A 21,133-nucleotide genomic window follows, 5' to 3' on the forward strand; every position below is an offset into this window, starting at 1 on the left:
TCTTGCTTGCCAGAGCGCTTGCCTACACGTCGGAACTGCGCTCAGGATAAATTGGTTTTTGTTGAGGTTAGAAGTAGTTAAAGTCTTTGCACACTTTGGCGATCGCTTCTTCGAAGATCGCCAACGCTTCTGTCAGTTGTTCGCGGGTGATGATCAGCGGTGGGCTGAGTTGAATCACGTTACCTTGCGATACCTTGAAGCTCACGCCGTTGTTGAGGCATTGGTACAATACAGCTTCCGCTTCGTCATACGCGCGTGCTTTGCTTTCGTGGTCAGTGACCAGTTCAATGCCCCACAACATGCCGATGCCACGTACATCACCAATCACCGGGTACTTAGCTTTCATCTCTAGCAGCTTTTCACGCATGAACTGGCTGTCGGCTTTGGCTTTATCTAGCAAGCCGTCTTGCTCAATAGCTTCCATGGTTGCCAGTGCTGCAGCACAACCAATAGGACTTTTCTCATGAGTGTAATGGCCCATGGAGATTTGCTCGGCAGTGTTGTATTTGTCTTTGGTTACCATGGCTGCGATAGGCACTAAGCCACCACCCAAACCTTTACCGATGCAGAGCATATCTGGCTCGATGTCGTAGGCTTGGTAGGTAAACCATTCACCGCTGCGACCCATGCCATTCGGGATGTCGTCGATGATCAGCATGACATTGTGTTTGTCACAGATTTCACGGATACGTTTCCAGTAGGCTTTACTTGGCACTTGTACGTCGGTATTACGAACCGCTTCTGCGATAAACGCGCCCACGCCACCTTCTTTCTCAATCACGTACTCAAGGTAGTCGGCGTAATGCACGTCGCTGCCGTCCGCGACAGGGAAAGCACCACGGTAAGATACGGCTGGGGGGATGCGTTCAACACCTGCCATTAATGGTCCCATGCCTTGGCGGAAACACGCTTCGCCACCTACTGAGATGGCATCCAATGATGCGCCGTGGAAGGAATCCCACAGAGACACCACCTTGTAGTTGCCCGTGATGTGGCGCGCTAGTTTAAGTGCCATGCCAACCGCAGATGTGCCACCCGGAGCAAACAACACGCGGTTCAATTCGCCGCCACAGATTTGTGTGAGCTTTTCGGCACATTCAATCGCGGTTTCATTAGTAAAACGACGTGGTGAAAACGGCAGTTTGGCAATTTGCTCTTGCACACGTTTAATCACATGCGGATGACCATAGCCCAACTGGTGGACGTTATTGCCATGGAAATCCATGTACTTTTTGCCGGTAGCATCTTGGATGTAGATGCCTTCTGCTGCTTCCAAGGTATCTAAGCAAGGTGTCGACATTGCTTGATGAAGAAATACCTCTGAATCACGCTTTAACAAGGCTTGCGTGCGTTCGTCGTCCATCGATGCATTCCAAGCTTGGCGCGCTGGTGTCGTGTTGACATCACCTTCGCTGCGGAAATGGGTCGGTTTGATATTCTGAGTCATAACGCTCTCTCAATCAGAAGGCTGCTTTACGCAACTTGCCAGTACATTGCTTTTTCAATTGCACCGATTAAGCGCTCGATATCTGCTGGGTAAACTTCGCCAATGTTGCCGATGCGGAAGCAATCTGCGTTCGATACTTTACCCGGATAAATCACGAAGCCTTGCTCTTTCAAACGCGTGTAGAACGCTTTGAACTGGTAATCACTGTGCGTCGGAGAGTAGAAAGAAGTGATGATTGGCGAGTGAAGGTCATCACTCAGTAGTGGCTCAAACCCCAAAGAACGCATACCTGCAACCAGTGTTTTCTGGTTAGTTTGGTAACGGTTATGACGAGCTTCAATGCCGCCTTCTTGTTCCAGCTCTAACAAGGCTTGGTAGAAAGCGCGAACCGTGTGCGTTGGAGACGTGAAACGCCATTTACCGTGGTTCACTTCCATGCAGTGCCACTGGTCGTAAAGATCAAGGCTCAAAGAACGTGCCTGACCTTGGCACTTTTCGAGCTCAGTTTGTTTCGCAATCACAAAGCCAAAGCCCGGCACGCCTTGAATACATTTGTTTGCAGAGCTGATCATAAAATCGATGCCTAGCTCAGCGATATCGATAGGAATGCCACCAAAGCTCGACATGGCATCGAGAATCACCACTTTGCCGTGTGCTTTTGCTGCAGAAGCAAATTCCTCAATTGGGTTAAGCATGCCAGTGGTTGTCTCGCAGTGAACAATCGCCACGTGTGTGATCGCAGGATCCGATGCCAATGCAGTTTCCACCTCGTTCAAGTGTGGCTGTGATGTTTCGCCTGGGGAAACTACATGGCATGGAATATTTAGGTAATCAGCGATCTGAGCGATACGCGCACCGTAAGCACCGTTGTCGACAACCAACAATTTTCCATCTTTGCCAATGGCACTGCCAATCGTTGCTTCTACTGATGCGGTGCCGCTACCTTGCATTAGTACGCTGGTGTAGCCGTCTTGCTCCGTCGCCAGTTTTACAAGCTTAGCGCGGATCACTTCTACAATGTCTTTGTTGTATTCATCATCCCAAGTACACCAGTCTTTAAGCATGGCTTCACGTACCGTTTCAGAAGTAGATAGAGGACCTGGAGTCAGTAGTAGGTATTCGTTTTTCATCTCGATTTCCATCAGAATAGGCTAATTGGTCTACACCAAATTTCAAGTTCACTCTAACGAGGAAGAAAAGGGCAGTAAATAGGCGAATATCCAATTTCATAAAACTTTAATATCCAGAAAATGGCGGATCAATTGAACGATTATTCAGCGCAAACTTTCGTAAAACTGCCATTTAATGGTCATGATTTCGTCACAAAGGCTCAGTAGGGTGTATATCGTCAACTGGTACAGACCAAATGAAAACTTAGCCAAATTAACTGGAGAAAATGATGAAAAACCGTTTGATGAAAGGATCGCTGGCTGCACTTGTCTCTCTGCTAGCTACGAATGCAATGGCAGCACAGGAAGTCACGGTTTACACCGCTTTCGAAACTGACATTCTTGCTAAATACAAGTCTGCGTTTGAGAAAGATAACCCAGATATCAAGATTAAGTGGGTTCGCGATTCCACCGGTATCATGACGGCGAAATTGCTGGCCGAAAAGAATAACCCTCAAGCGGAAGTGGTTTGGGGTCTTGCTGGCTCGTCAATGGCACTGCTTAAAGATGAAGGTCTTCTTAAGCCTTACACACCAAAAGGTTTGGAAGAGCTGCACGCGAACCTAAACGACCCTCAATCAAACCAAGCTTGGTTCGGTAACGATGCGTTCTTTAACGCAGTTTGTTTCAACGAAGCGGTAGCGAAACAACTTAACCTACCGAAACCAACGTCTTGGGAAGACCTAACGAAGCCGGTTTACAAAGGTCACATTGCAATGCCGAACCCAGCGTCTTCAGGCACTGGCTACATGCAGGTTTCTGCTTGGCTACAAAACATGGGTGAAGATCAGGCATGGAACTACATGCGTGACTTAGACAAGAACATTGCACACTACACGCACTCGGGCTCTAAGCCATGTGTTCAAGCGGGCATGGGTGAAGTGGCTATCGGTATTTCGATGGCAAGTCGCGGCGCGAAGCTGAAAACACAGGGTGCACCACTTGCGGTTATCACACCTAAAGGCATTGGCTGGGAATCTGAAGCCGTTGGTCTAGTAAAAGAGTCTGATGCAGCGAAGCGCGTTGTCGACTGGTCAATCTCTAAAGCGGCAAACGAGCTTTACGTAGAAATGTACCCAGTGGTTGCACATAAAGAAGTGAAAGCGACCGTTTCTAACTTCCCGAACGTTCAAGAGAACATGGCGAAGATGGACTTCGCGCAAATGGGTAGTAAGCGTGCAGAGATCCTAGCGGCATGGTCTGAGAAGTTCGATGCGAAATCAGAACCAAAGTCTTAATTGAAATTGCTTTGAGTTGAATATTGAAATCCACCTCGGTTGAGGTGGATTTTTTGTTTTCTCTGTTATTTCAGAGTTTGCTGCAAGTAGATTCCTAGTCTCACCTAGGTTCGCTGGAATGACGGACTTAAGGAAGTTGGGAGCTTCTATCCGCACTTACCACGTCATTCTCTAGAGCGACGAAGGAGTGAGTCGGGAATCTCTAATTGCCACTTAAACAAACCTCATCACCCTTCATCTATTTGTCATCTTCTGGCTATAAATTTGTCATTGGAACGTAACACTCCAAAACTAAAGTTGGTATATACCATTTGGAGCGTGTGTTATGTCAACTAACCAACATTACCTAAATATCGAAAATGTAGTGAAGCAATTCGGACAGTTCACTGCATTAAAGAAAATCTCGCTAGCGATTGAAAAGGGCGAGTTCGTTTGTTTTCTTGGTCCTTCTGGCTGCGGTAAAACCACTCTGCTACGTGCCATTGCAGGTTTAGACTTGCCAACGTCTGGTGCGATTTTTCAAAACGGTCAAGAGACCACATTCTTACCACCAGAGAAGCGCGATTTCGGCATCGTATTCCAATCTTACGCGCTTTTTCCGAACCTAACTGTGCATGAGAACATTGCGGTGGGTTTGAAGAACCAAGGTATGTCGACCAAAGAAGCGTTAGAGAAAGTGGATTACTGGTTAGAAACCATTGGTCTTCCAACCTCTGGCGAGAAATTCCCTAACCAACTTTCTGGTGGTCAGCAGCAGCGTGTTGCTTTGGCTCGTGCATTGGCGTTGTCACCGGGTTTACTGTTACTTGATGAGCCGTTGTCAGCGCTAGATGCAAAAGTGCGTGTTCACTTACGTGACGAGATTTGTAAGCTACAACGTAAGCTGGGCATCACCACCATCATGGTTACGCACGATCAGGACGAAGCGCTGTCGATGGCGGATCGTATTGTGGTGATGAACCATGGCGTGATTGAGCAAGTTGGCACACCTCAAGAGATCTACCAACAACCAGCAACGCGCTTTGTCGCTGAGTTTGTCGGCAGCATGAACTTTATTGAAACCTCGGTCGCAACGGACTCCCAAGTGCGCATTGCAGAAACCTTGATGCCAGCGCCAAGCTTGACCAATCGTAAGATACAACGTGGTGACCGCTTTGACCTTGCGGTGCGTCCTGAAAGCATCAAGTTCGTTGAAAACTACAACAACTCTTTACCTGTGCGAGTTACGGCAACCGAGTTTCTAGGGGCGTTTTTCCGCATTGATTGCGTATTGCAAAACGACAGCTCAACGAAAACCATCGTCGTGGATGTTCCTGTGGAAACGGTTCAAAAACTCAATATCAAGGCGGGCGATGTACGTTACATCCAATTTGCTGAAGAAGGGCTGCATGGTTACGCCGTGCCCTCGGTTGATAAAGCGCTAGCAGCGTAGGTGTAAACATGGATGCGAAGACAATGACGATGAATAGCCTGACCACACAAGACAAAGCAAAATCCCTACTCGGACGTGTCAGCCGCGACAACCTTGTGTTGTTTGGTTTGCTCGCTGGTTTGTCGACCATGATGGTGCTGTTCATCTTAATGCCGCTTTGGGCAATGTTGACCAAGAGTGTGCAAAATGCCAATGGCGAATTTGTTGGATTGGCAAACTTTGCGACGTACTTTTCCTCTTCAAGCTTGTGGGTGTCGGTGGGAAACACCTTCACTTTGGGCGTGATTGTAACCTCGGTGGTGGGTGTACTTGCGTTTGGTTATGCCTACGCGCTGACTCGTTCATGTATGCCGTTTAAAGGTTTGTTCCAAATCTTAGGTACTGCGCCAATCCTTGCGCCTTCGCTGTTACCAGCGATCAGTTTGATCTTCCTTTTCGGTAATCAAGGCATTGCCAAAGAGATGCTGTTAGGAAACTCGATTTATGGCGTGATTGGTATCTCGATGGGTTTGATTTTCTGGACCTTCCCTCATGCATTGATGATTTTGACCACTTCACTGCGCACTTCAGATGCCCGTTTGTATGAAGCAGCCCGCGCACTTAAAACTTCACCCATCAAAACTTTCTTTATGGTGACGTTACCTGCGGCGAAATACGGTTTGATCAGTACGCTTATCGTCGTCTTTACGCTAGTTATCACGGACTTTGGTGTGCCGAAAGTGATTGGTGGCAGCTACAACGTTCTGGCGACTGACATCTTCAAGCAAGTTGTGGGACAGCAAAACTTTGCCATGGGTGCAGTGACCAGCATCATGCTTCTATTTCCTGCGGTAATGGCGTTCGGCGCAGACCGCTGGGTTCAGAAAAAGCAAAAGAGCTTATTTGACACTCGCTCGGTGCCTTATCAGCCAGAACCTAACAAAGCGCGCGACAGCATTTGTTTGGTTTACTGCAGCATCATTTCTATCGCAGTGTTGGCAGTGCTAGGCATGGCGGTGTATGGCTCGTTAGTTACGTTCTGGCCTTGGAACAAAGCGCTGACGCTAAACAACTACAACTTTGCCGAAATGAGCACTTACGGTTGGAGCCCATTCTTCAACTCGCTAACACTTGCAGGTTGGACGGCAGTTATTGGTACAGCCATCATCTTTGTCGGTGCTTACTGCATTGAGAAAGGGCGTGCGTTTGGTCCAATTCGCCAAGTGATGCAAATGCTTAGCGTGGTGCCAATGGCGGTTCCGGGTATGGTGCTTGGTTTGGGTTACATCTTTTACTTCAACGATGCGAATAATCCTCTGAACGTGCTTTATGGCACCATGGCATTCTTGGTGATTAACACGGTAGTGCATTACTACACTGTGGGTCACATGACAGCCCTGACAGCGCTAAAGCAGTTGCCATCGGAGATTGAAGCCACGGCGGCATCGGTGAAGCTTCCTCAATACAAGTTGTTCTTTAAAGTGACATTACCTGTGTGTTTACCTGCGATTTTGGACATTGCGACTTACTTGTTTGTTAATGCATTGACCACCACTTCTGCGGTAGTATTCCTTTACTCAACCGATACGATTCCGGCTTCGGTCTCGATTCTGAATATGGACGATGCAGGTCAAACTGGCGCTGCAGCGGCAATGGCTGTGATGATTATGATGGCTGCCGCAATTGCGAAGATTGTTCAGATGACTTTGGGTAAATTGTTAGAGAATCGCACACAAGCTTGGCGCAAAAGATAAGGACACTTCGTGCAATACGTAAAAATTAAAGATTCGATTGTTGAACAGATTGAAGCGGGCATGCTATCGCCGCGTCAAAAACTGCCAGCAGAGCGTAAGTTGGCGGAGTCGTTCGATACTACACGCGTCACTCTGCGTGAAGCTTTATCACTGCTAGAAGCGGAAGGTCGAATCTATCGCGAAGATCGCCGAGGTTGGTTTATCTCACCTGAGCCATTGCGTTACGATCCAACCCAAACTCTGAACTTCCCGAACATGGCGAAAGCGCAAAATCGTGTGCCAAAAACGGAGTTGGTCGCAGCAAAAGGAACGTTGGCAAACAAACAAGCGGCGCGCTTGCTGGACTTGCAGCCTTTCTCGGACGTGTATCGAGTCGACCGTGTGCGATACCTTGAAGACAGACCTGTGGTATTCGTAACAAACTATATTCGCCCAAAGCTGTTTCCGAACCTGCTGGATTACGATTTATCAAATTCATTAACAGACATTTATCGCGATCATTATGGCGTGACGTATCAAAAGATTCGCTACCGCATTTCAACCAGCACTTTGTTGGGTGAAATGGCTCAGGCACTGCGCGCGACAGCTGGCACTCCCGCGATGGTGGTGGAGCGCATCAACTATAACCAGCACGGTGAGTTGATTGATTGCGATATCGAGTATTGGCGACACGATGCCATCAGCATTGAATCTCTGGCGGAACTCAATCGTTAAGTGGATTTTCTCATTATCTAAGGCTCCATCTCGGGGCCTTTATTTTATTCAGACAGGAACATTGAAATGGATTTGTTGGCGATTGGTCTCGTCGTTTTTTCTGCTGTTCTCCATGCGGGTTGGAATATCCTTGGCAAAAGCAACTCAGGCTCTGGGCTCGCGTTTACTATGGCCGCCAGCTTTTCTGCATGTTTCATTCTTACCCCTTATTTGATTTGGTATTTGGTGACCATTGGCTGGACATCATTACCGAGTGAATTTTGGGGATTGCTGTTCATTAGCGGCATTTCACAAATGGTCTATCTGGTCGGTTTGATTGTCGCTTATAAGCACGCAGACGTGGGTGTGGTTTATCCCATTGCTCGGGCACTGCCAGTGATGATGGTCGGCGCAATCAGTGTTGCATTGGGACATGAATTATCTAGTCAGCAGTGGCTTGGGTTCTTGCTGATTACCCTTGGTTGCATGCTGGTGCCACTGACGAATTTTCGTCAAATGATATTGGGTTCCTATTTGAACGTCGGTGTGTTCTGGGCATTAATTGCTGCAATAGGCACAACGGGTTACTCGGTGGTCGATAAAGAAGCGCTGAGTTTACTCACAGGACAAGCATCAGATATCTTGAATGATCAGTACAGTGCAATCTTCTACTTGGGCGTGCAGTTTTGGGCAATTGGTATTCCAGCCCTTGTATGGTGCTTAGTTACGGGCAAGCCAGATGAGATTAAGACTGCGTGGCAGATCCGCAAAACAGCCAGCATGGCAGGGGTAATGATGGCATCCACCTACGGTTTGGTACTGTTTGCGATGACCATGACAGACAACGTGAGCTTGGTCGTAGCACTAAGGCAAATCAGCATTGTGTTTGGATTGTTTATGGGGATTTGGTTTCTGTCTGAGAAATGGTATCTCACCCGAGGGCTTGGCGTTACTTCTATCGTGGCGGGGATCATTCTCGCGCTTGCGTATTGACCTATATTCACGAAAAAAGGCAGCGAATGAGCCTCTCGCTGCCTTTTGTATTAACTTGTAAGCCTTGTTTAAAAACGCAGTTGCGCACCAAACATCACGCCGCTAGAGTCAAAATCGCTGTTTTTTGAGTACACATATTCTGCATTCAAACCAAAGTGTTTATAGCTCCAGCCGATACCGCCAGCCGCTTCACCTCCGACACTTGAGTGTTCGATGTTCTTGCTCTGACCGTTCACTTTATAAGTGTATTCGAGAGTGTAGAGAGTGACACCTGCCTTGCCGTACAGTTCGAAACCTGAACCCAGAGGATAGCTAGCATAGCCACTCAAGCGAGGTCCGGAGAAGCTCGTATCGGTGACTTCTGAAATCGGACTCACGAGTATCGAGCCGATACCGTCAAACGCGCCTTTATAACCTGCTTCGATACCAAAGTTATGTGTTGGCATGTAGCGGTAATATATTTCACCTAAGAACATGTCGCCTGATTCTTTGCTTGTCGGAGCATCGTAGTTCACATCGCCATAGCCAATGTTTGTACCTATGATGTGCTCACTGGTTTCTGCATTGGCTGACAAAGAAAAAGCCGACAACACTAAAGCAGTAATGAATGAATAACGCATGAACGCTTCTCCTTAGCTTTTAGCTTGCTCGCCTTTTAATATTTGTTCGAAAGTGATCTTGGTGTTGTCTAGCCATTCATAACGGCGACGATACATCGAACGCTTAGAGCGCGACATGCCTTCGATATCTCGACGGGGTGCATTTACATCAATTGAGTAAAAATGACGATTGTATTCGGTGCCGCCCAATTCTTGCCAGAGTGCATCGTAATCCGTTTTGATTCGCCCTTTGCTGTAGCGCTTAGCTGCGTAAGTATGCGACTGCGTTTTCACTGCTAGAATCGTGTTCACTTCCCAAATTTGTGCGAGCAAAGTGAGCAAGCTCACCATCAAGCTTTTTGGTCTCTGTCCGTAAAGCTTACGAGTTAGCTTTTTAATTTTCGCGTTGTTTTCTTCACTGCTTCGCGGTCCTTGTAAGCCGCCAATCATAATGCTGCGTCCAGATTCGATGTGACCGAGCGTAAAAGAGAGCGTGTAGAAGTTGCCATCTTCAGCGCTGTGCAGCACTAGGCTCATGTCGCCTTCTTTTTGATAACGTGCTTCGTATACTAATCTCACCGAGTACAGTATTTCGTCAATTTCAAAAGAGGCTAATGTTAGGCCTTTCGAGTCTGTGTAGATTTCTTCGATTGTTTGTTTAGAAAACAGTTCTGAAATCGTTTTATAGTGATCAACTACCAAGTTAGAACGATCGAACGCTGAGTTGTTTTTGATGATATACGGACGAAACGGTTTCTCTAAAAACCGATGCGTACGTGTACAAAGCAACTCTAACAATGACGATTCAATATTGTCTGAAAGGTGCTTAAATGCACGTTTGTAATAAAGCGCACGTAAGATGAACTTAGCTCTGTAGGTCCAAATTGGCTTGTAGACATCAGCATAATCATCTGAGTAAATCGATTTGCTATGGTAAAAAATGGATTTGTTTGCGGTCATTTTCACTCCAGATTAACTTGTGCTCAATAGCGACAATTAAGAACCGACGGACGAGCAGCGAAGAACCCGAAAAGGAGGAATGCAAAGCACGACTGAAAAGAGGTGGTTTTTGCTGTGTCCGACGTTTGTGTAAGGTTTTGAACACTGTTCTTTTGCTGGAATTCTAAGAGAAAATTGACCTTAGGTATTGTATGGTTTGGTAAGGAAGTGTCAGGTTGAAACCCATTGTTCAAAAGAAAGAAAATGCGAATGTCGGCTGAATATGACGTTGAGTTGCTAAGTTAATGTGAAATAAGTTGAACGAAAATTGAACATTATTTGAAATTGTTTTGACGTGTTTTAGGTCTTTATACGTACCTTATAAGTATCGAGCCAATTTTGGCCCGATGTAAAGGTAAGTAAGGAGAGGTTTATGAAACGCTTAACAACTTTAGCAAGTACGATTGCTCTGATTGCTGCACCTTCTATGGCTCTTGCTAGTGGTTATCAGTGGACAAACGATACCGAAACTATCCATGGCGACGTAATGGATAGCAAACAAGCGGCTTATGAAATGGGCCGAGACATGATCCAAAGCTACCAAAATAAATCATCTGGACAACTCCGTGATGAGTTTACGAGCCTTACAACGTATGTTGATCGCCAATCGTTTTCTATCACTGACTCAAAAGTCATGGTAAATGAGTTCTTGCAAAGTGACGGGCAAGTTGTTTACCAGCCTATTCTCAATGTTCAATACGAGTACCGCATGCGTGATACCGGTAAATACTAACCAGTAAGACGGACTTGAATTGTTTACCACTAATATTTTTTGCTGTTTGTTTTGGGGAGCCACGAGCTCCCCATTTTGTTTTTGTCGAAAGCGAAAATTTTCACACTCTCAGTGCAACATTTTCTATCGCTCAGCGTTAGATTTTCTTGCTCGTTGATTGTCATCATCGTTTGTAAAGTGTTTGCGGAAATGGATGTAACGCACTAACGAGGATACCCGATGACACATCATTCATATTGGTTCAAGCAGGCAATTGAAGCTGAGCAACCAGAAACGCCACAACCGTTACAGCAGAACATTAATACTGACGTTGCGATTGTTGGTGGCGGATACACCGGACTTTGGACCGCGATTATGATTAAGCAGCAATCTCCGGAAAAAAAGGTAGTCGTGATTGAAAAAGGCCTTTGTGGCAGTGGTGCATCGGGCGCAAACGGCGGTTGTATGCTGACTTGGTCTACCAAGTTTCCGACATTGAAACGGTTATTCGGTGAAGAACATGCTGCTTGGTTAGTAAAAGAGTCGGAACAAGCAGTGCTAGAGATTGACGACTTTTGTCAGCAGCACAACATTGATGCGCACTTATCGTTGAAAGGGGTTTATTACACTGCAACCAATCAGGCTCAAACTGGGGGAATGCAGCCAGTTGTGGACGAGTTAAAGCGATTAGAAGTGAACAGTTGGCGTCGTTGCTCGGTGGAGGAACTGCGTGCCAATGCGGGTTCACCTCGACATATAGAAGGCTTTCACTCTCCAGTTGCAGCCAGCGTTCAACCTGCATTATTAGTGAGGGGGTTACGCCGTGTTGCTATTGATCTGGGTGTAGAAGTTTATGAGAACACGCCGATGACGCGTCTAGATTATGGAAAACCTGCCACTGTCTGTACACCTAAAGGAAATGTTCAAGCGCAGCAGGTGGTATTGGCATTAAATGCATGGATGGTGGAGCAGTTTAAACAGTTCAAAAACAGTATCGTGGTGGTCTCTTCCGACATGGTGATCACCAAGCCCCTTGGTGACGCACTACCTCTATCTGGTTGGCAGGCAGGTTCTAGCGTGTTGGATTCACGTATCTTCGTCCACTATTACCGAGATACGCCAGATGGCCGTTTGATGTTGGGGAAAGGCGGCAATCAGTTTTCTTTCAATAACCAAGTCGACGCAATGTTTAACAAGCCAACACGCTACCAAGGTCTACTGCGCAAGTCGTTCGATAAGTTGTTTCCTCATTTGAGAGGAGAGGAGTTTGCTTATTCATGGACGGGGGGCTCTGATCGTTCTGCTACTGGTTTCCCTTTTTTCGGCGAGCTAGATAAACAGAGCAATATCTTTTACGGATTTGGTTATTCAGGCAATGGTGTAGCGCAGACTCGAATGGGCGGAAAGATCTTATCTTCATTGATATTGGGAATCGATAACGAGTGGACGAACAGTGGTTTAGCCAAAGGACCGTTGGGGTATTTCCCACCAGAACCGCTTCGCTGGACCGGGGCTATGATAGTGCGCAACGCGGTACGTCGAAAAGAGGAAGCAGAAGATAACGAGAAAACGCCGTTTATCTGGGATAAGTGGCTAGCAAAACTCGCGGGACCAGCAGGCAAAGCGGATAAGCTTGACTAAACTGAAGACTTTAGCCACAAACGAGACAGTTTGCAGTGAAAGTCATTGGGGCGCGATGAAGCCTTGTGTTAGCCTCTGTCTTTCAAGCTCAGATTTAAAAGGTGAGTCATAAAATGAAAGTATTCAGCAACTTCGATAGCGGCAGCATTCACGTAGTGAAAGCGGACGACAAAAACGACATCCAACTCAAAATTCCTAACGACAATATGTCGGAATTCTACCAGTGGTTCCACTTCCGTCTTGAGACAGAAGCCGAGCAATCACACACCATCAAATTGCTTGATTTGGCTAAATCGGCTTATCCAGAAGGATGGCAAGGTTACGATGTGGTTGCGTCTTACGATCGTGAAGAATGGTTCCGAGTACCGGCAGAGTTCGATGGCGACACGCTGACTTTCACTGTAATCCCTGAGCGCAGCTCAATTTACTTCGCGTACTTTGCGCCATACACGTACGATCGTCATTTAGACTTGTTACACATGGCACAAAGCGCGCACCACTGCCAACTAGAGACGCTTGGTCATACGCTAGATGGCAATGACATGAGCTTGCTTACTTTTGGTGAGCCAGAAGAAGGCAAAAAGAAAATCTGGATGATTGCACGTCAGCACCCAGGTGAGACCATGGCGGAATGGTTCATGGAAGGTATGATCCAACGTCTGTTAGATGAAAACGACACGGTTGCGCGTGCATTGCTTGAAAAAGCGGTGCTTTACGTCGTACCAAATATGAACCCAGACGGTGGTATTCGCGGTCACTTGCGTACCAACGCAGTAGGTGTAAACCTAAATCGTGAATGGCAAACGCCATCAATGGAAAAGAGCCCAGAAGTCTACCTTGTGCGTCAGCGCATGCTGGAAACGGGTGTTGACATGTTTTTAGATATTCATGGCGATGAAGCGATTCCGTATAACTTCGTCGCTGGCTCAGAAGGTATTCCTTCTTACGATGAAAATCTTGCCGCTTTAGAGACATCATTTAAGCAAGCGTTACTGACTATTACGCCAGAGTTCCAAGATGAGATTGGTTACGATAAAGATGAGCCTGGTAAAGCGAATTTGACGGTGGGTTCAAATTGGGTTGCAGAGCAGTTCAAATGCTTGTCTTACACAATCGAAATGCCATTTAAAGATAACAACAATCACCCAGATCCACTTTACGGTTGGTCTCCTGAGCGTAGTGTCTTGTTTGGGCAAGATGTATTAGCTGCAACGTTAACCGTAGCGGATAAAATTTAGCGCGACGAGTTAACGCTTTTTCATTATTTCGAAAACAGCTCATTTAAATGAGCTGTTTTTTGTGCTCTCCAGATCCACGCTCCCCTGTAAAAATTTGTTGCCATTCACAAGCTTAAATGATGATTCTTAAATTTGAGAAAGTGGCTTTTTATGGTGATTTGCGTCACAGAAAGTTGGCTTCTTTGTGATATTCTCCGCAACGAATTGACTATGGCTAAACCAACGCAACGAACTTTGTTTTTCGGTTGGGTATGCGGATGAAGCTCATGAATAGATGGTCTTGAGGTTACCTTTTTCCGTTTTACGTCATTGGCGTTTGAATATCATTTTTGATTCTTTCCTACGCTATTTAGCTATTTCTATTCGAAGAAAAGAGAAAGTTACGGCTTCATATTTTACGGCAGTATGCTGCCGCGATGTGTTGCTTTGTGTACAAGAAAAAGGAAAAGAATAATGAAAAAAATCGCTATAGCAGTGGCTACTGTACTTGCTGGTGGTGTGATCTCAAACGTTGCACTTGCTGACACTTACATGGGCGGTAAAGTAGGTTACAACTCTCTAAACGATGCGTGTTACCTAAACGAACCTTGTGACGACGACAGTTTTGCAGCATCTATGCACTTAGGCTACAGCTTCAACAAGTACGTTGCAGCAGAGTATGGTGTTGATTACCTTGGTGACTTCACTGCAAACTTCAAAAAGCCTGGCCTAAACACCGTTGATGGTGATCTTTGGGCGTTGACGCTTGCTCCTAAATTTAACCTACCGCTAACGGATTCTTGGAATCTATTCGCGAAAGTTGGTGCTGCATACATGATGGCTGGTGACGAGAAAGATTTCGTACCAACTGGCTCTCTGGGTGCTGAATACCAAATCAACTACAACTGGAGCCTACGTGCTGAATACCAACGCTACCAAGATATGTCTGATGATGTAATTGAAGACATGGATTCAGATTTCTTCGGTATCGGTTTCAACTACAAGTTTGGTTCTGAGCCTGTCGTTCAAGAAAAAGCCGTTGAAGAGGTGGTAGAAGTACGTCCTGCAACACGCATTGTAGATCACGTTTACCCTGCTCAAACAACAGCGACAGTACAATTCGACTTAGAAAGTGCAGAAGTGAAAGACGCGTCGAACCTTTCTGGTACCGTTGATTTGATGAATACTTACCCACAAGCTCAAGTTGAGATCACGGGTTACAGCGATACGACAGGTTCTGCTGCTTACAACAAGCAACTCACAGAAAAACGTGCGAAAGCCGTTGCTGACGAGTTCCAAGCAAAAGGTATTGCGGCTGAGCGTATGACAGTGAAAGGCATGGGTGAAGCTAACCCAGTGGCAAGCAACGAGACACGTCAAGGTCGTCAAATGAACCGTCGTGTTGAAGTGGTTGTTCCTGCGTTTGAATACCAAACAACTGAAAAAGCAGAATAATTCCTGCTTAAGATAAAGTTCCAAAAGCCAGCGTGTATCACGCTGGCTTTTTTGATCCCGCTTAACAAACTAAGTAGTTGTGTAGAAACATAATTATATCGGGACGCTTTGACATGTGCTCAACATACGTAAACTCAGCACCTTCATCAATTTGTCATCACCAGTTCATAGCATGACAGCCAAGTGTTTGGGAGAATTATATGCAAAGTTTACCGCCGCTCAATTTGCTCCGAGCCTTTGAAGCCACGGCGCGACTACAGAGTTTTACAAAAGCCGCAGAGGAGCTAAATGTGACTCGTGCGGCCGTAAGCCAACAGGTGAAATCGCTAGAGTCACAGCTCAATGCGACGTTATTCGAGCGTAAGGGCACTCACCTTACGCTGACCTGCTCCGCGCAAGAATACTGGCCAGTGGTTAATCATGTGCTTCAAACATTATCGACCACGACGCAGCATTTATTTACTCGTCCCAAGAATACGCAAGTTAACTTACATGTCGCTCACAGCTTTTGCTCTCAATGGTTAATGCCAAGATTGGCTGATTTTCAGCGACAATTCCCAGACATCTCCTTTAAAATCTCGACTACTGCTAGTACAGTTCCAAGCGCCAGTGCGATTGCGGATATCGAAATTATTAACGGAGATGGAGATTGGCAAGAGCAAGAAGCCATACGATTAACCCAAGAAAACTGGATCGTTGTCGCAAGCCCGGGCTTTATGCATTTAAACCCGATAAATGACCTCTCGCAGTTAGCTAAAGTGCCTAAAATCTGCACTAGCGGTTATCATGAATCTTGGCAAGAGTGGCTTGCGCACCAAGGTTATCAAGGGAAGGTGAGCAAAGTCGTCGCCGAGTTTGAGCATTCATTGCTTGCTATTCATGCTGCGATTAATCAACTTGGCGTGTTGTTGGTAAGAGACTTTCTTGTTGAGGATGAGCTGCAACAGGGCGTATTAGTCCAGGCTGGAAATTGGCATATGCCAAGTTCTGGTGCACATTATATGATGGTTCGAGCATCCGAAAAATCACACGTAAACACCTTTGCTCAATGGTTAATACAGAGTCTTTAATGTTCGTTCAGCGAGTAAGTAGAGCGCATGTGTGGTTTGGCTATTATTAGCAGTAGCAAGTCATCAGTCTAGGACTGAGCGACATGCTTAATGACATCTAATAACCACTGATTTACCGGAGCTTGCTGTTGAGAGCGACGACAGCTCATCACGTAGCGAACATCAAGCTCTAGCCCAGCAGGAAGCGCGATACTCCGGCAACCCTTAGGAACATGTCCACTCATCGTTATGCCAAAATGATTCGTTTGCAGAAGCACTTTTTTAATCATCGCTGGATGCTCAATTTCCACTTTAGGCGTGGTTCTAAAACCCATATGTTTGAGCCTTTCTAACACTGGGTATCGGTAGTCGTTCCATCCCGGCGTTTTAAAAAGTATAAAAGGGTATTCTTCTAGTTCTTGGGAGTTTTGAGCGGGATGATCTTGTCGAACAAAAAATACCGCTTTTCCTCGCCCTAGCTCGGTCTGAACAATTGACTGTGGCAGATCTTCATCAAAGTAATGAATCGCAATGGCGTTTTCACCGTCAATTAATCGTTTTTTTGCTTCGCTACCCCAGCGCACACATGAGAATTTTGCTTCTGGAGCGTGCTTTAGTAACTCCAAGTAAAACTTGTCACCGAAGTACTCCCAAAACAATGTGTTGGCATAAATAGTGATTGAGCCGTCAAAATGAGCTGGTGAAAAATGCTGTGGTTTGATGGAATCAATGCTGTTGAGTATTTGCTCAAAATGCGTAATGTTCGCTTCCACAAAAGCTGTTGGTTCAAAGCCATTTTTGGTCTGAACGAATAGCGGATCATTGAGCTGAGTTTTCATCTTAGTCAGATTTTTGCTGATTGCTCCTGACGTTTTACCGAGTGATTCTGCGACTAACCGGACGTTACGTAGCTCATACATCCGTTTTAATACCAAAATATTTTGAATATCCAGATTAACGCTCATACATTCTCTCGCTTGGCGTTTGTCGACAAATCATATCGCTGAATTTCTTAAGAAAAGACAACGCTCGGTCAATTTAAGTTGCTGCCTTATCCCTGATTTATTGAAGGTAACGATAAGTTATTCTTGGTTACATCAGTTTATTAGCATGGATTTCCATTTGGTAAATAATGGCTTTCCTCGTATGAGCGCGTTTCTGTTGTTACAGTTTTTCCACCGAAAGAAAGTAAGAACGATAATAGAGGTGATGTATGAAAAAACTAATCGCACTTGTTTTGATGGTTTGCTCAACAAACGTAGCATTTGCTGGCGATGGGTCATACACGGGCACGATTGATATGACGATGGCAACGAAAAATCAGGTTGACGTAGAGCGTGCAGATTCTCAATTGACGCTGAAGGGTCGCAATGAAATGGCCTATGGCGGTGTAACAATCCATTCGGATGCTGCAACTCAAAAAATTGAACTTCGTGGTCGACGTGATTAATCGAATAGTTTCTTGTTAAGAAAATGCCGCGAAGAACGCGGCATTTCTATATGTAATATCATCTGATCATAATTACCAGATAAGCGTATGGTGAGAAGCTAAGCGCAATGACCACCTGCCATTATTCGCATGGCGGTGCCATATGAATGACAGCTAAGCCCCCCAAAGAGGTTTCACGGTATTTTTTATTCATATCTTTACCAGTCTGATACATGGTTTCGATAACTTTATCTAACGAAATTAAACATTTACTTGTGCGCTTTAATGCCATACGCGATGCATTAATCGCTTTCATTGCTCCCATGGCATTTCTTTCAATACAAGGTACTTGAACCAAGCCGCCAATCGGGTCACAAGTCATACCCAATGAATGCTCCATCGCAATTTCCGCAGCAATACAAATCTGCTCGTTACTGCCCCCTCTTAGCGCTGTTAAGCCAGCGGCAGCCATGGATGAAGAAACCCCAACTTCTCCCTGACACCCCACTTCTGCACCAGAAATTGACGCGTTAGTTTTATATAAGATGCCGATAGCGCCGGCGACTGCGAGAAAGTCTTTTAGCTGTTTAACATCGAGCTCTTTGATGAAGCGATGGTAGTACATCAATACCGCCGGAATCACCCCTGCTGCACCATTCGTTGGAGAAGTGACGACTTGCCCTCCTGCTGCATTTTCTTCACTAACCGCAAAGGCGAAGAGATTGATCCAATCCATGATCTCCATCGGATCGTTTTCAACTGCAGCGTTGGCTTCGAGCTTTTTCAAAAGGTTTGGTGCTCGACGAGTGACATTTAGACCACCTTCCAAAATCCCTTCCGTATCGAAACCACGTTGCATGCAGAGCGACATCACTTTCCAAATTTGCTCTGCTCTTTGGTTAATTTCTTCGTCTGAGCGAAATGCGAGTTCGTTTTGGAGGATCATGCCTCCCAAGCTGAAACCGTTCGTCTCGGCTTTTTCCAGCATCTCATCTGCGGATGTAAACGGAAATGGTACTGCGACCTCATTTTGTTGCGTGCCGTTCTCTAGTTCGTCGGCGGTGGCGATGAATCCGCCCCCAATGGAGTAATAAATTTCAAACGCTACTTGATCTCCAGCTGCGTCTAATGCCGTAATCGTCATACCATTTTCATGCAGGGGAAGGTTGTCGCTATGAAAGACGATGTCATGGTCGTAGCTAAACTCAATCTGGTGTGTACCGGCGAGCATGAGCGTATTATTGTCTATGGTATTTTGTAGCGCACTTTTGGCACTGCTCATTTTGATGGTATCAGGTTTATTTCCCATCAAACCAAGGACCGTGGCTCGGTCTGTATGGTGCCCTCGACCTGTCAGTGACAATGAGCCATAAAGGTCCACTTGCACCCGATGCACTTTCGCCATAGAGTCGCTAACTAGCTGAGTGAAATGGAATCCGGCAAGCATAGGACCATTAGTGTGGGAGCTGGATGGCCCGACACCAATTTTAAATATATCGAAAATCGACAGCATAATTGACTTCCTTTAGCAGTGAACCTTTATAAAGGTCTCTAGAACAGTGTTGTTAACTAGATGTTAAAGCTTGTGGGTCGGGAGTGAAAGAAGATTTTTGTAACACTGCCAACTAAGCGCGAGATTTTAAAATGAAGTTAGACAACATCGTCATCGTTTTAGGTAAACGCCTCGTCAATAACAGGTTGACCTCTGAGGGCATAACAAGAGTCGAAGCTTTGTCTTGTAGGACTGCATCACTACCGACAGAGCGAACGGCGATTATTTTTTGTGGCGGAGTAACGCAAGGACAAAGTGTTTCTGAAGCAGAGGCGATGTACGCGTATTTTAGAACCCTAAACGCAGACTCCGTGAATCCGTTCCCTGAACGTCATATACTCTTAGAAACGGAGTCGTTGAACACGTTTCAAAACATGCGTTATGTTTCCCAAGTTTTGTGCAAAAGTGGGTTGTTCGAGTTATGGTCGGGGCATCCGGTTGAGGTTATCTTGCTGTCTAATGACTACCACCTCGAACGAATCATTGATATCCAGAATTTGATGGATGAGCAAGGCTTATTACGAGTACTTAAATCCGATTGCGAATCCATGGGGGTGACTCTCAATATTCCACTGGATATCAGCAAACATATTAGCGTGCCATACCCACATAAAGGGCTTATGGCGGAGACATTCTTGCTACTCGATGAACTCACAACCTACCGAGTTTATTTAGAAGGGGTCAAGCATGGCGTATTTTTCCGAGATTTATCAATTGTCCGAAAAAAGCCACTTATGATCGCAAGAGATGCTATTCACAAATTGCTCTCTTTCCCGCTCGATAAAGAGGCTTTGCAACATATTGGAGAAATGAAAAAGGCCGTCGAAATGACGGCCTTGGATGAATCTATAGGTGCTGCGGAAAAGGCATTAAGTATCTTCCATCCGATACTGACTGCATTGAACCGTCGCTTTGACCCAGAGTCTATTCATTAAGCTCGCGTTTTGTGCGGACGGCGCTTAATGCGATCAAACAGTAGCAAAGCAGTTCTATACCTTCTTCTGAGATATTTTTAACATCACGGATGTAATTTTCGTCCATCACTTGTTGCCAAAAACTACCCATACCATACAAACGAGAGAAGACTAATAATAGCATTACAGCACCAACTAATAGCTTCATATGTGGCACCGTTAAAATGGTCGCCATTTCGTTCATGGTACCTTTACCACCTTGGTAAGCTTTGGCGCAAGCCAGTGCGGTGACAGCAAGTGCTGGGAAAACCCAAGAGCCATGATGAATCATGTCTGTCCAATAGTCCGTTTCGCGAATAATCAGTACTGCAAAAAATCCTGCAATCAAAATAGCCGCATGCTTTAGCTGAGGCTGTTGTTTCGATAAGCTGAAAAACGACCATGATGCAATAGCAAGCATCACAAGCTGGAGCGTTTCTGTAACGGAAAGCTCGCCAAGGCTTGATCCCAACACGACATAATCAAGACGAAGACTAAGGTTAACGAGAATACTTATAGCGACAATCATCAAGGCGTTTAAACTCGATTTATAAATAATGCGCTTTGATTTTTCAGTAACAACGTTGCTTGGGGCTGACTCGGCTTCTTTTACTATTTGTGTTTTCATCTTGCTCACCTGTCCCAGAAAATGTGGAAGAAATGTGAATTAGTGTGATCTGTGTTTGGAATTTTATTGTCCAAGTGGAAAGTTATGTCAGGGGAATGTCAAGAATAGAACACTGTTCGATATAGGGTCGATGTGCGGTAAAGTCAGAGATATGTAAAAACAACGTAAGAACACTTTGATAAATCAAATAAAAA

The 21,133-nt window shown here is 45.6% G+C and carries 19 protein-coding genes; 12 read left to right on the top strand and 7 right to left on the bottom strand.

The genetic code is table 11. The features are described from left to right. Positions 1-67: 67 nt before the first annotated feature. Both R7Z78_RS07195 and phnW read right to left on the bottom strand, forming a co-directional pair. Positions 68-1,447: an aspartate aminotransferase family protein gene (locus R7Z78_RS07195; protein ID WP_029835029.1), complete on the bottom strand. Its 1,380-nt coding sequence runs from the start codon at positions 1,445-1,447 to the stop codon at positions 68-70. A gap of 26 nt (positions 1,448-1,473) precedes the next feature. Next, entirely contained in the window at positions 1,474-2,577 is a 1,104-nt protein-coding gene (phnW, locus tag R7Z78_RS07200; RefSeq protein WP_053307153.1) for a 2-aminoethylphosphonate--pyruvate transaminase, read from the bottom strand. Positions 2,578-2,843: 266 nt separating this feature from the next. On the opposite strand from phnW, the gene R7Z78_RS07205 reads away from it, so the two are divergent. From R7Z78_RS07205 to R7Z78_RS07225, 5 genes are all read left to right on the top strand, one after another. After that, entirely contained in the window at positions 2,844-3,854 is a 1,011-nt protein-coding gene (locus tag R7Z78_RS07205) for a putative 2-aminoethylphosphonate ABC transporter substrate-binding protein (protein ID WP_005384363.1), read from the top strand. Positions 3,855-4,179: 325 nt separating this feature from the next. Further along, complete coding sequence (locus tag R7Z78_RS07210) at positions 4,180-5,286, top strand: putative 2-aminoethylphosphonate ABC transporter ATP-binding protein (protein ID WP_053307154.1); 1,107 nt, start codon at positions 4,180-4,182, stop codon at positions 5,284-5,286. Between the two features lie 8 nt (positions 5,287-5,294). Continuing rightward, positions 5,295-7,019 (top strand): putative 2-aminoethylphosphonate ABC transporter permease subunit, encoded by a 1,725-nt coding sequence (locus tag R7Z78_RS07215; RefSeq protein ID WP_005442364.1) that lies wholly within the window; start codon positions 5,295-5,297, stop codon positions 7,017-7,019. A 9-nt stretch (positions 7,020-7,028) separates the two neighbouring features. After that, complete coding sequence (gene phnR / locus R7Z78_RS07220; RefSeq protein WP_104976298.1) at positions 7,029-7,733, top strand: phosphonate utilization transcriptional regulator PhnR; 705 nt, start codon at positions 7,029-7,031, stop codon at positions 7,731-7,733. A 66-nt stretch (positions 7,734-7,799) separates the two neighbouring features. Continuing rightward, positions 7,800-8,705, top strand: a complete 906-nt coding sequence (locus R7Z78_RS07225; RefSeq protein ID WP_104976297.1) for an EamA family transporter — start codon at positions 7,800-7,802, stop codon at positions 8,703-8,705. A 68-nt stretch (positions 8,706-8,773) separates the two neighbouring features. Here the strand turns inward: R7Z78_RS07225 and R7Z78_RS07230 are convergent, their stop codons facing one another. Then, on the bottom strand, positions 8,774-9,325 hold the full coding sequence (locus R7Z78_RS07230; RefSeq protein ID WP_005374044.1) for an outer membrane beta-barrel protein: 552 nt from the start codon (positions 9,323-9,325) through the stop codon (positions 8,774-8,776). A gap of 12 nt (positions 9,326-9,337) precedes the next feature. Then, a complete protein-coding gene (locus R7Z78_RS07235; protein ID WP_005384371.1) occupies positions 9,338-10,264 on the bottom strand; it encodes a VirK/YbjX family protein in 927 nt (308 codons plus the stop codon). A gap of 412 nt (positions 10,265-10,676) precedes the next feature. Here R7Z78_RS07235 and R7Z78_RS07240 point away from each other — a divergent pair, with 412 nt between their 5' ends. The 5 genes from R7Z78_RS07240 to R7Z78_RS07260 all read left to right on the top strand — a co-directional run bounded on the left by R7Z78_RS07240 (position 10,677) and on the right by R7Z78_RS07260 (position 16,398). Continuing rightward, positions 10,677-11,036, top strand: coding sequence for a DUF3316 domain-containing protein (locus R7Z78_RS07240; RefSeq protein ID WP_005374041.1), 360 nt, complete (start codon positions 10,677-10,679; stop codon positions 11,034-11,036). A gap of 219 nt (positions 11,037-11,255) precedes the next feature. Further along, entirely contained in the window at positions 11,256-12,656 is a 1,401-nt protein-coding gene (locus R7Z78_RS07245; RefSeq protein ID WP_042523350.1) for an FAD-dependent oxidoreductase, read from the top strand. Positions 12,657-12,769: 113 nt separating this feature from the next. After that, the gene (locus R7Z78_RS07250; protein WP_017819760.1) at positions 12,770-13,894 is read left to right on the top strand and encodes a M14-type cytosolic carboxypeptidase; all 1,125 of its coding nucleotides are present in this window, start codon (positions 12,770-12,772) and stop codon (positions 13,892-13,894) included. Positions 13,895-14,347: 453 nt separating this feature from the next. Continuing rightward, on the top strand, positions 14,348-15,328 hold the full coding sequence (locus R7Z78_RS07255; protein ID WP_104976296.1) for an OmpA family protein: 981 nt from the start codon (positions 14,348-14,350) through the stop codon (positions 15,326-15,328). 200 nt (positions 15,329-15,528) lie between these two features. Then, positions 15,529-16,398 carry a LysR substrate-binding domain-containing protein gene (locus R7Z78_RS07260; RefSeq protein ID WP_104976295.1) on the top strand — a complete coding sequence of 290 codons (870 nt, stop codon included), beginning with the start codon at positions 15,529-15,531 and terminating at the stop codon, positions 16,396-16,398. Positions 16,399-16,466: 68 nt separating this feature from the next. Here the strand turns inward: R7Z78_RS07260 and R7Z78_RS07265 are convergent, their stop codons facing one another. Next, positions 16,467-17,342 carry a LysR family transcriptional regulator gene (locus R7Z78_RS07265; RefSeq protein ID WP_104976294.1) on the bottom strand — a complete coding sequence of 292 codons (876 nt, stop codon included), beginning with the start codon at positions 17,340-17,342 and terminating at the stop codon, positions 16,467-16,469. A gap of 248 nt (positions 17,343-17,590) precedes the next feature. Between R7Z78_RS07265 and R7Z78_RS07270 the strand changes: the two genes are divergently transcribed. Next, on the top strand, positions 17,591-17,827 hold the full coding sequence (locus R7Z78_RS07270; protein WP_005374030.1) for a hypothetical protein: 237 nt from the start codon (positions 17,591-17,593) through the stop codon (positions 17,825-17,827). Between the two features lie 121 nt (positions 17,828-17,948). On the opposite strand, the gene R7Z78_RS07275 is transcribed toward R7Z78_RS07270, so the two are convergent. Then, positions 17,949-19,319 (bottom strand): L-serine ammonia-lyase, encoded by a 1,371-nt coding sequence (locus R7Z78_RS07275; protein ID WP_005374028.1) that lies wholly within the window; start codon positions 19,317-19,319, stop codon positions 17,949-17,951. A 131-nt stretch (positions 19,320-19,450) separates the two neighbouring features. On the opposite strand from R7Z78_RS07275, the gene R7Z78_RS07280 reads away from it, so the two are divergent. Continuing rightward, entirely contained in the window at positions 19,451-20,293 is an 843-nt protein-coding gene (locus tag R7Z78_RS07280; protein ID WP_005374027.1) for a YdcF family protein, read from the top strand. Here the strand turns inward: R7Z78_RS07280 and R7Z78_RS07285 are convergent. Further along, positions 20,283-20,939, bottom strand: coding sequence for a hypothetical protein (locus tag R7Z78_RS07285; protein WP_005374025.1), 657 nt, complete (start codon positions 20,937-20,939; stop codon positions 20,283-20,285). The genes R7Z78_RS07280 and R7Z78_RS07285 overlap by 11 nt on opposite strands. Positions 20,940-21,133 lie beyond the last annotated feature (194 nt).

It is taken from the genome of Vibrio sp. 1167 (assembly GCF_033340375.1).
GTDB classification, from domain to species: Bacteria; Pseudomonadota; Gammaproteobacteria; order Enterobacterales; family Vibrionaceae; genus Vibrio; species Vibrio alginolyticus.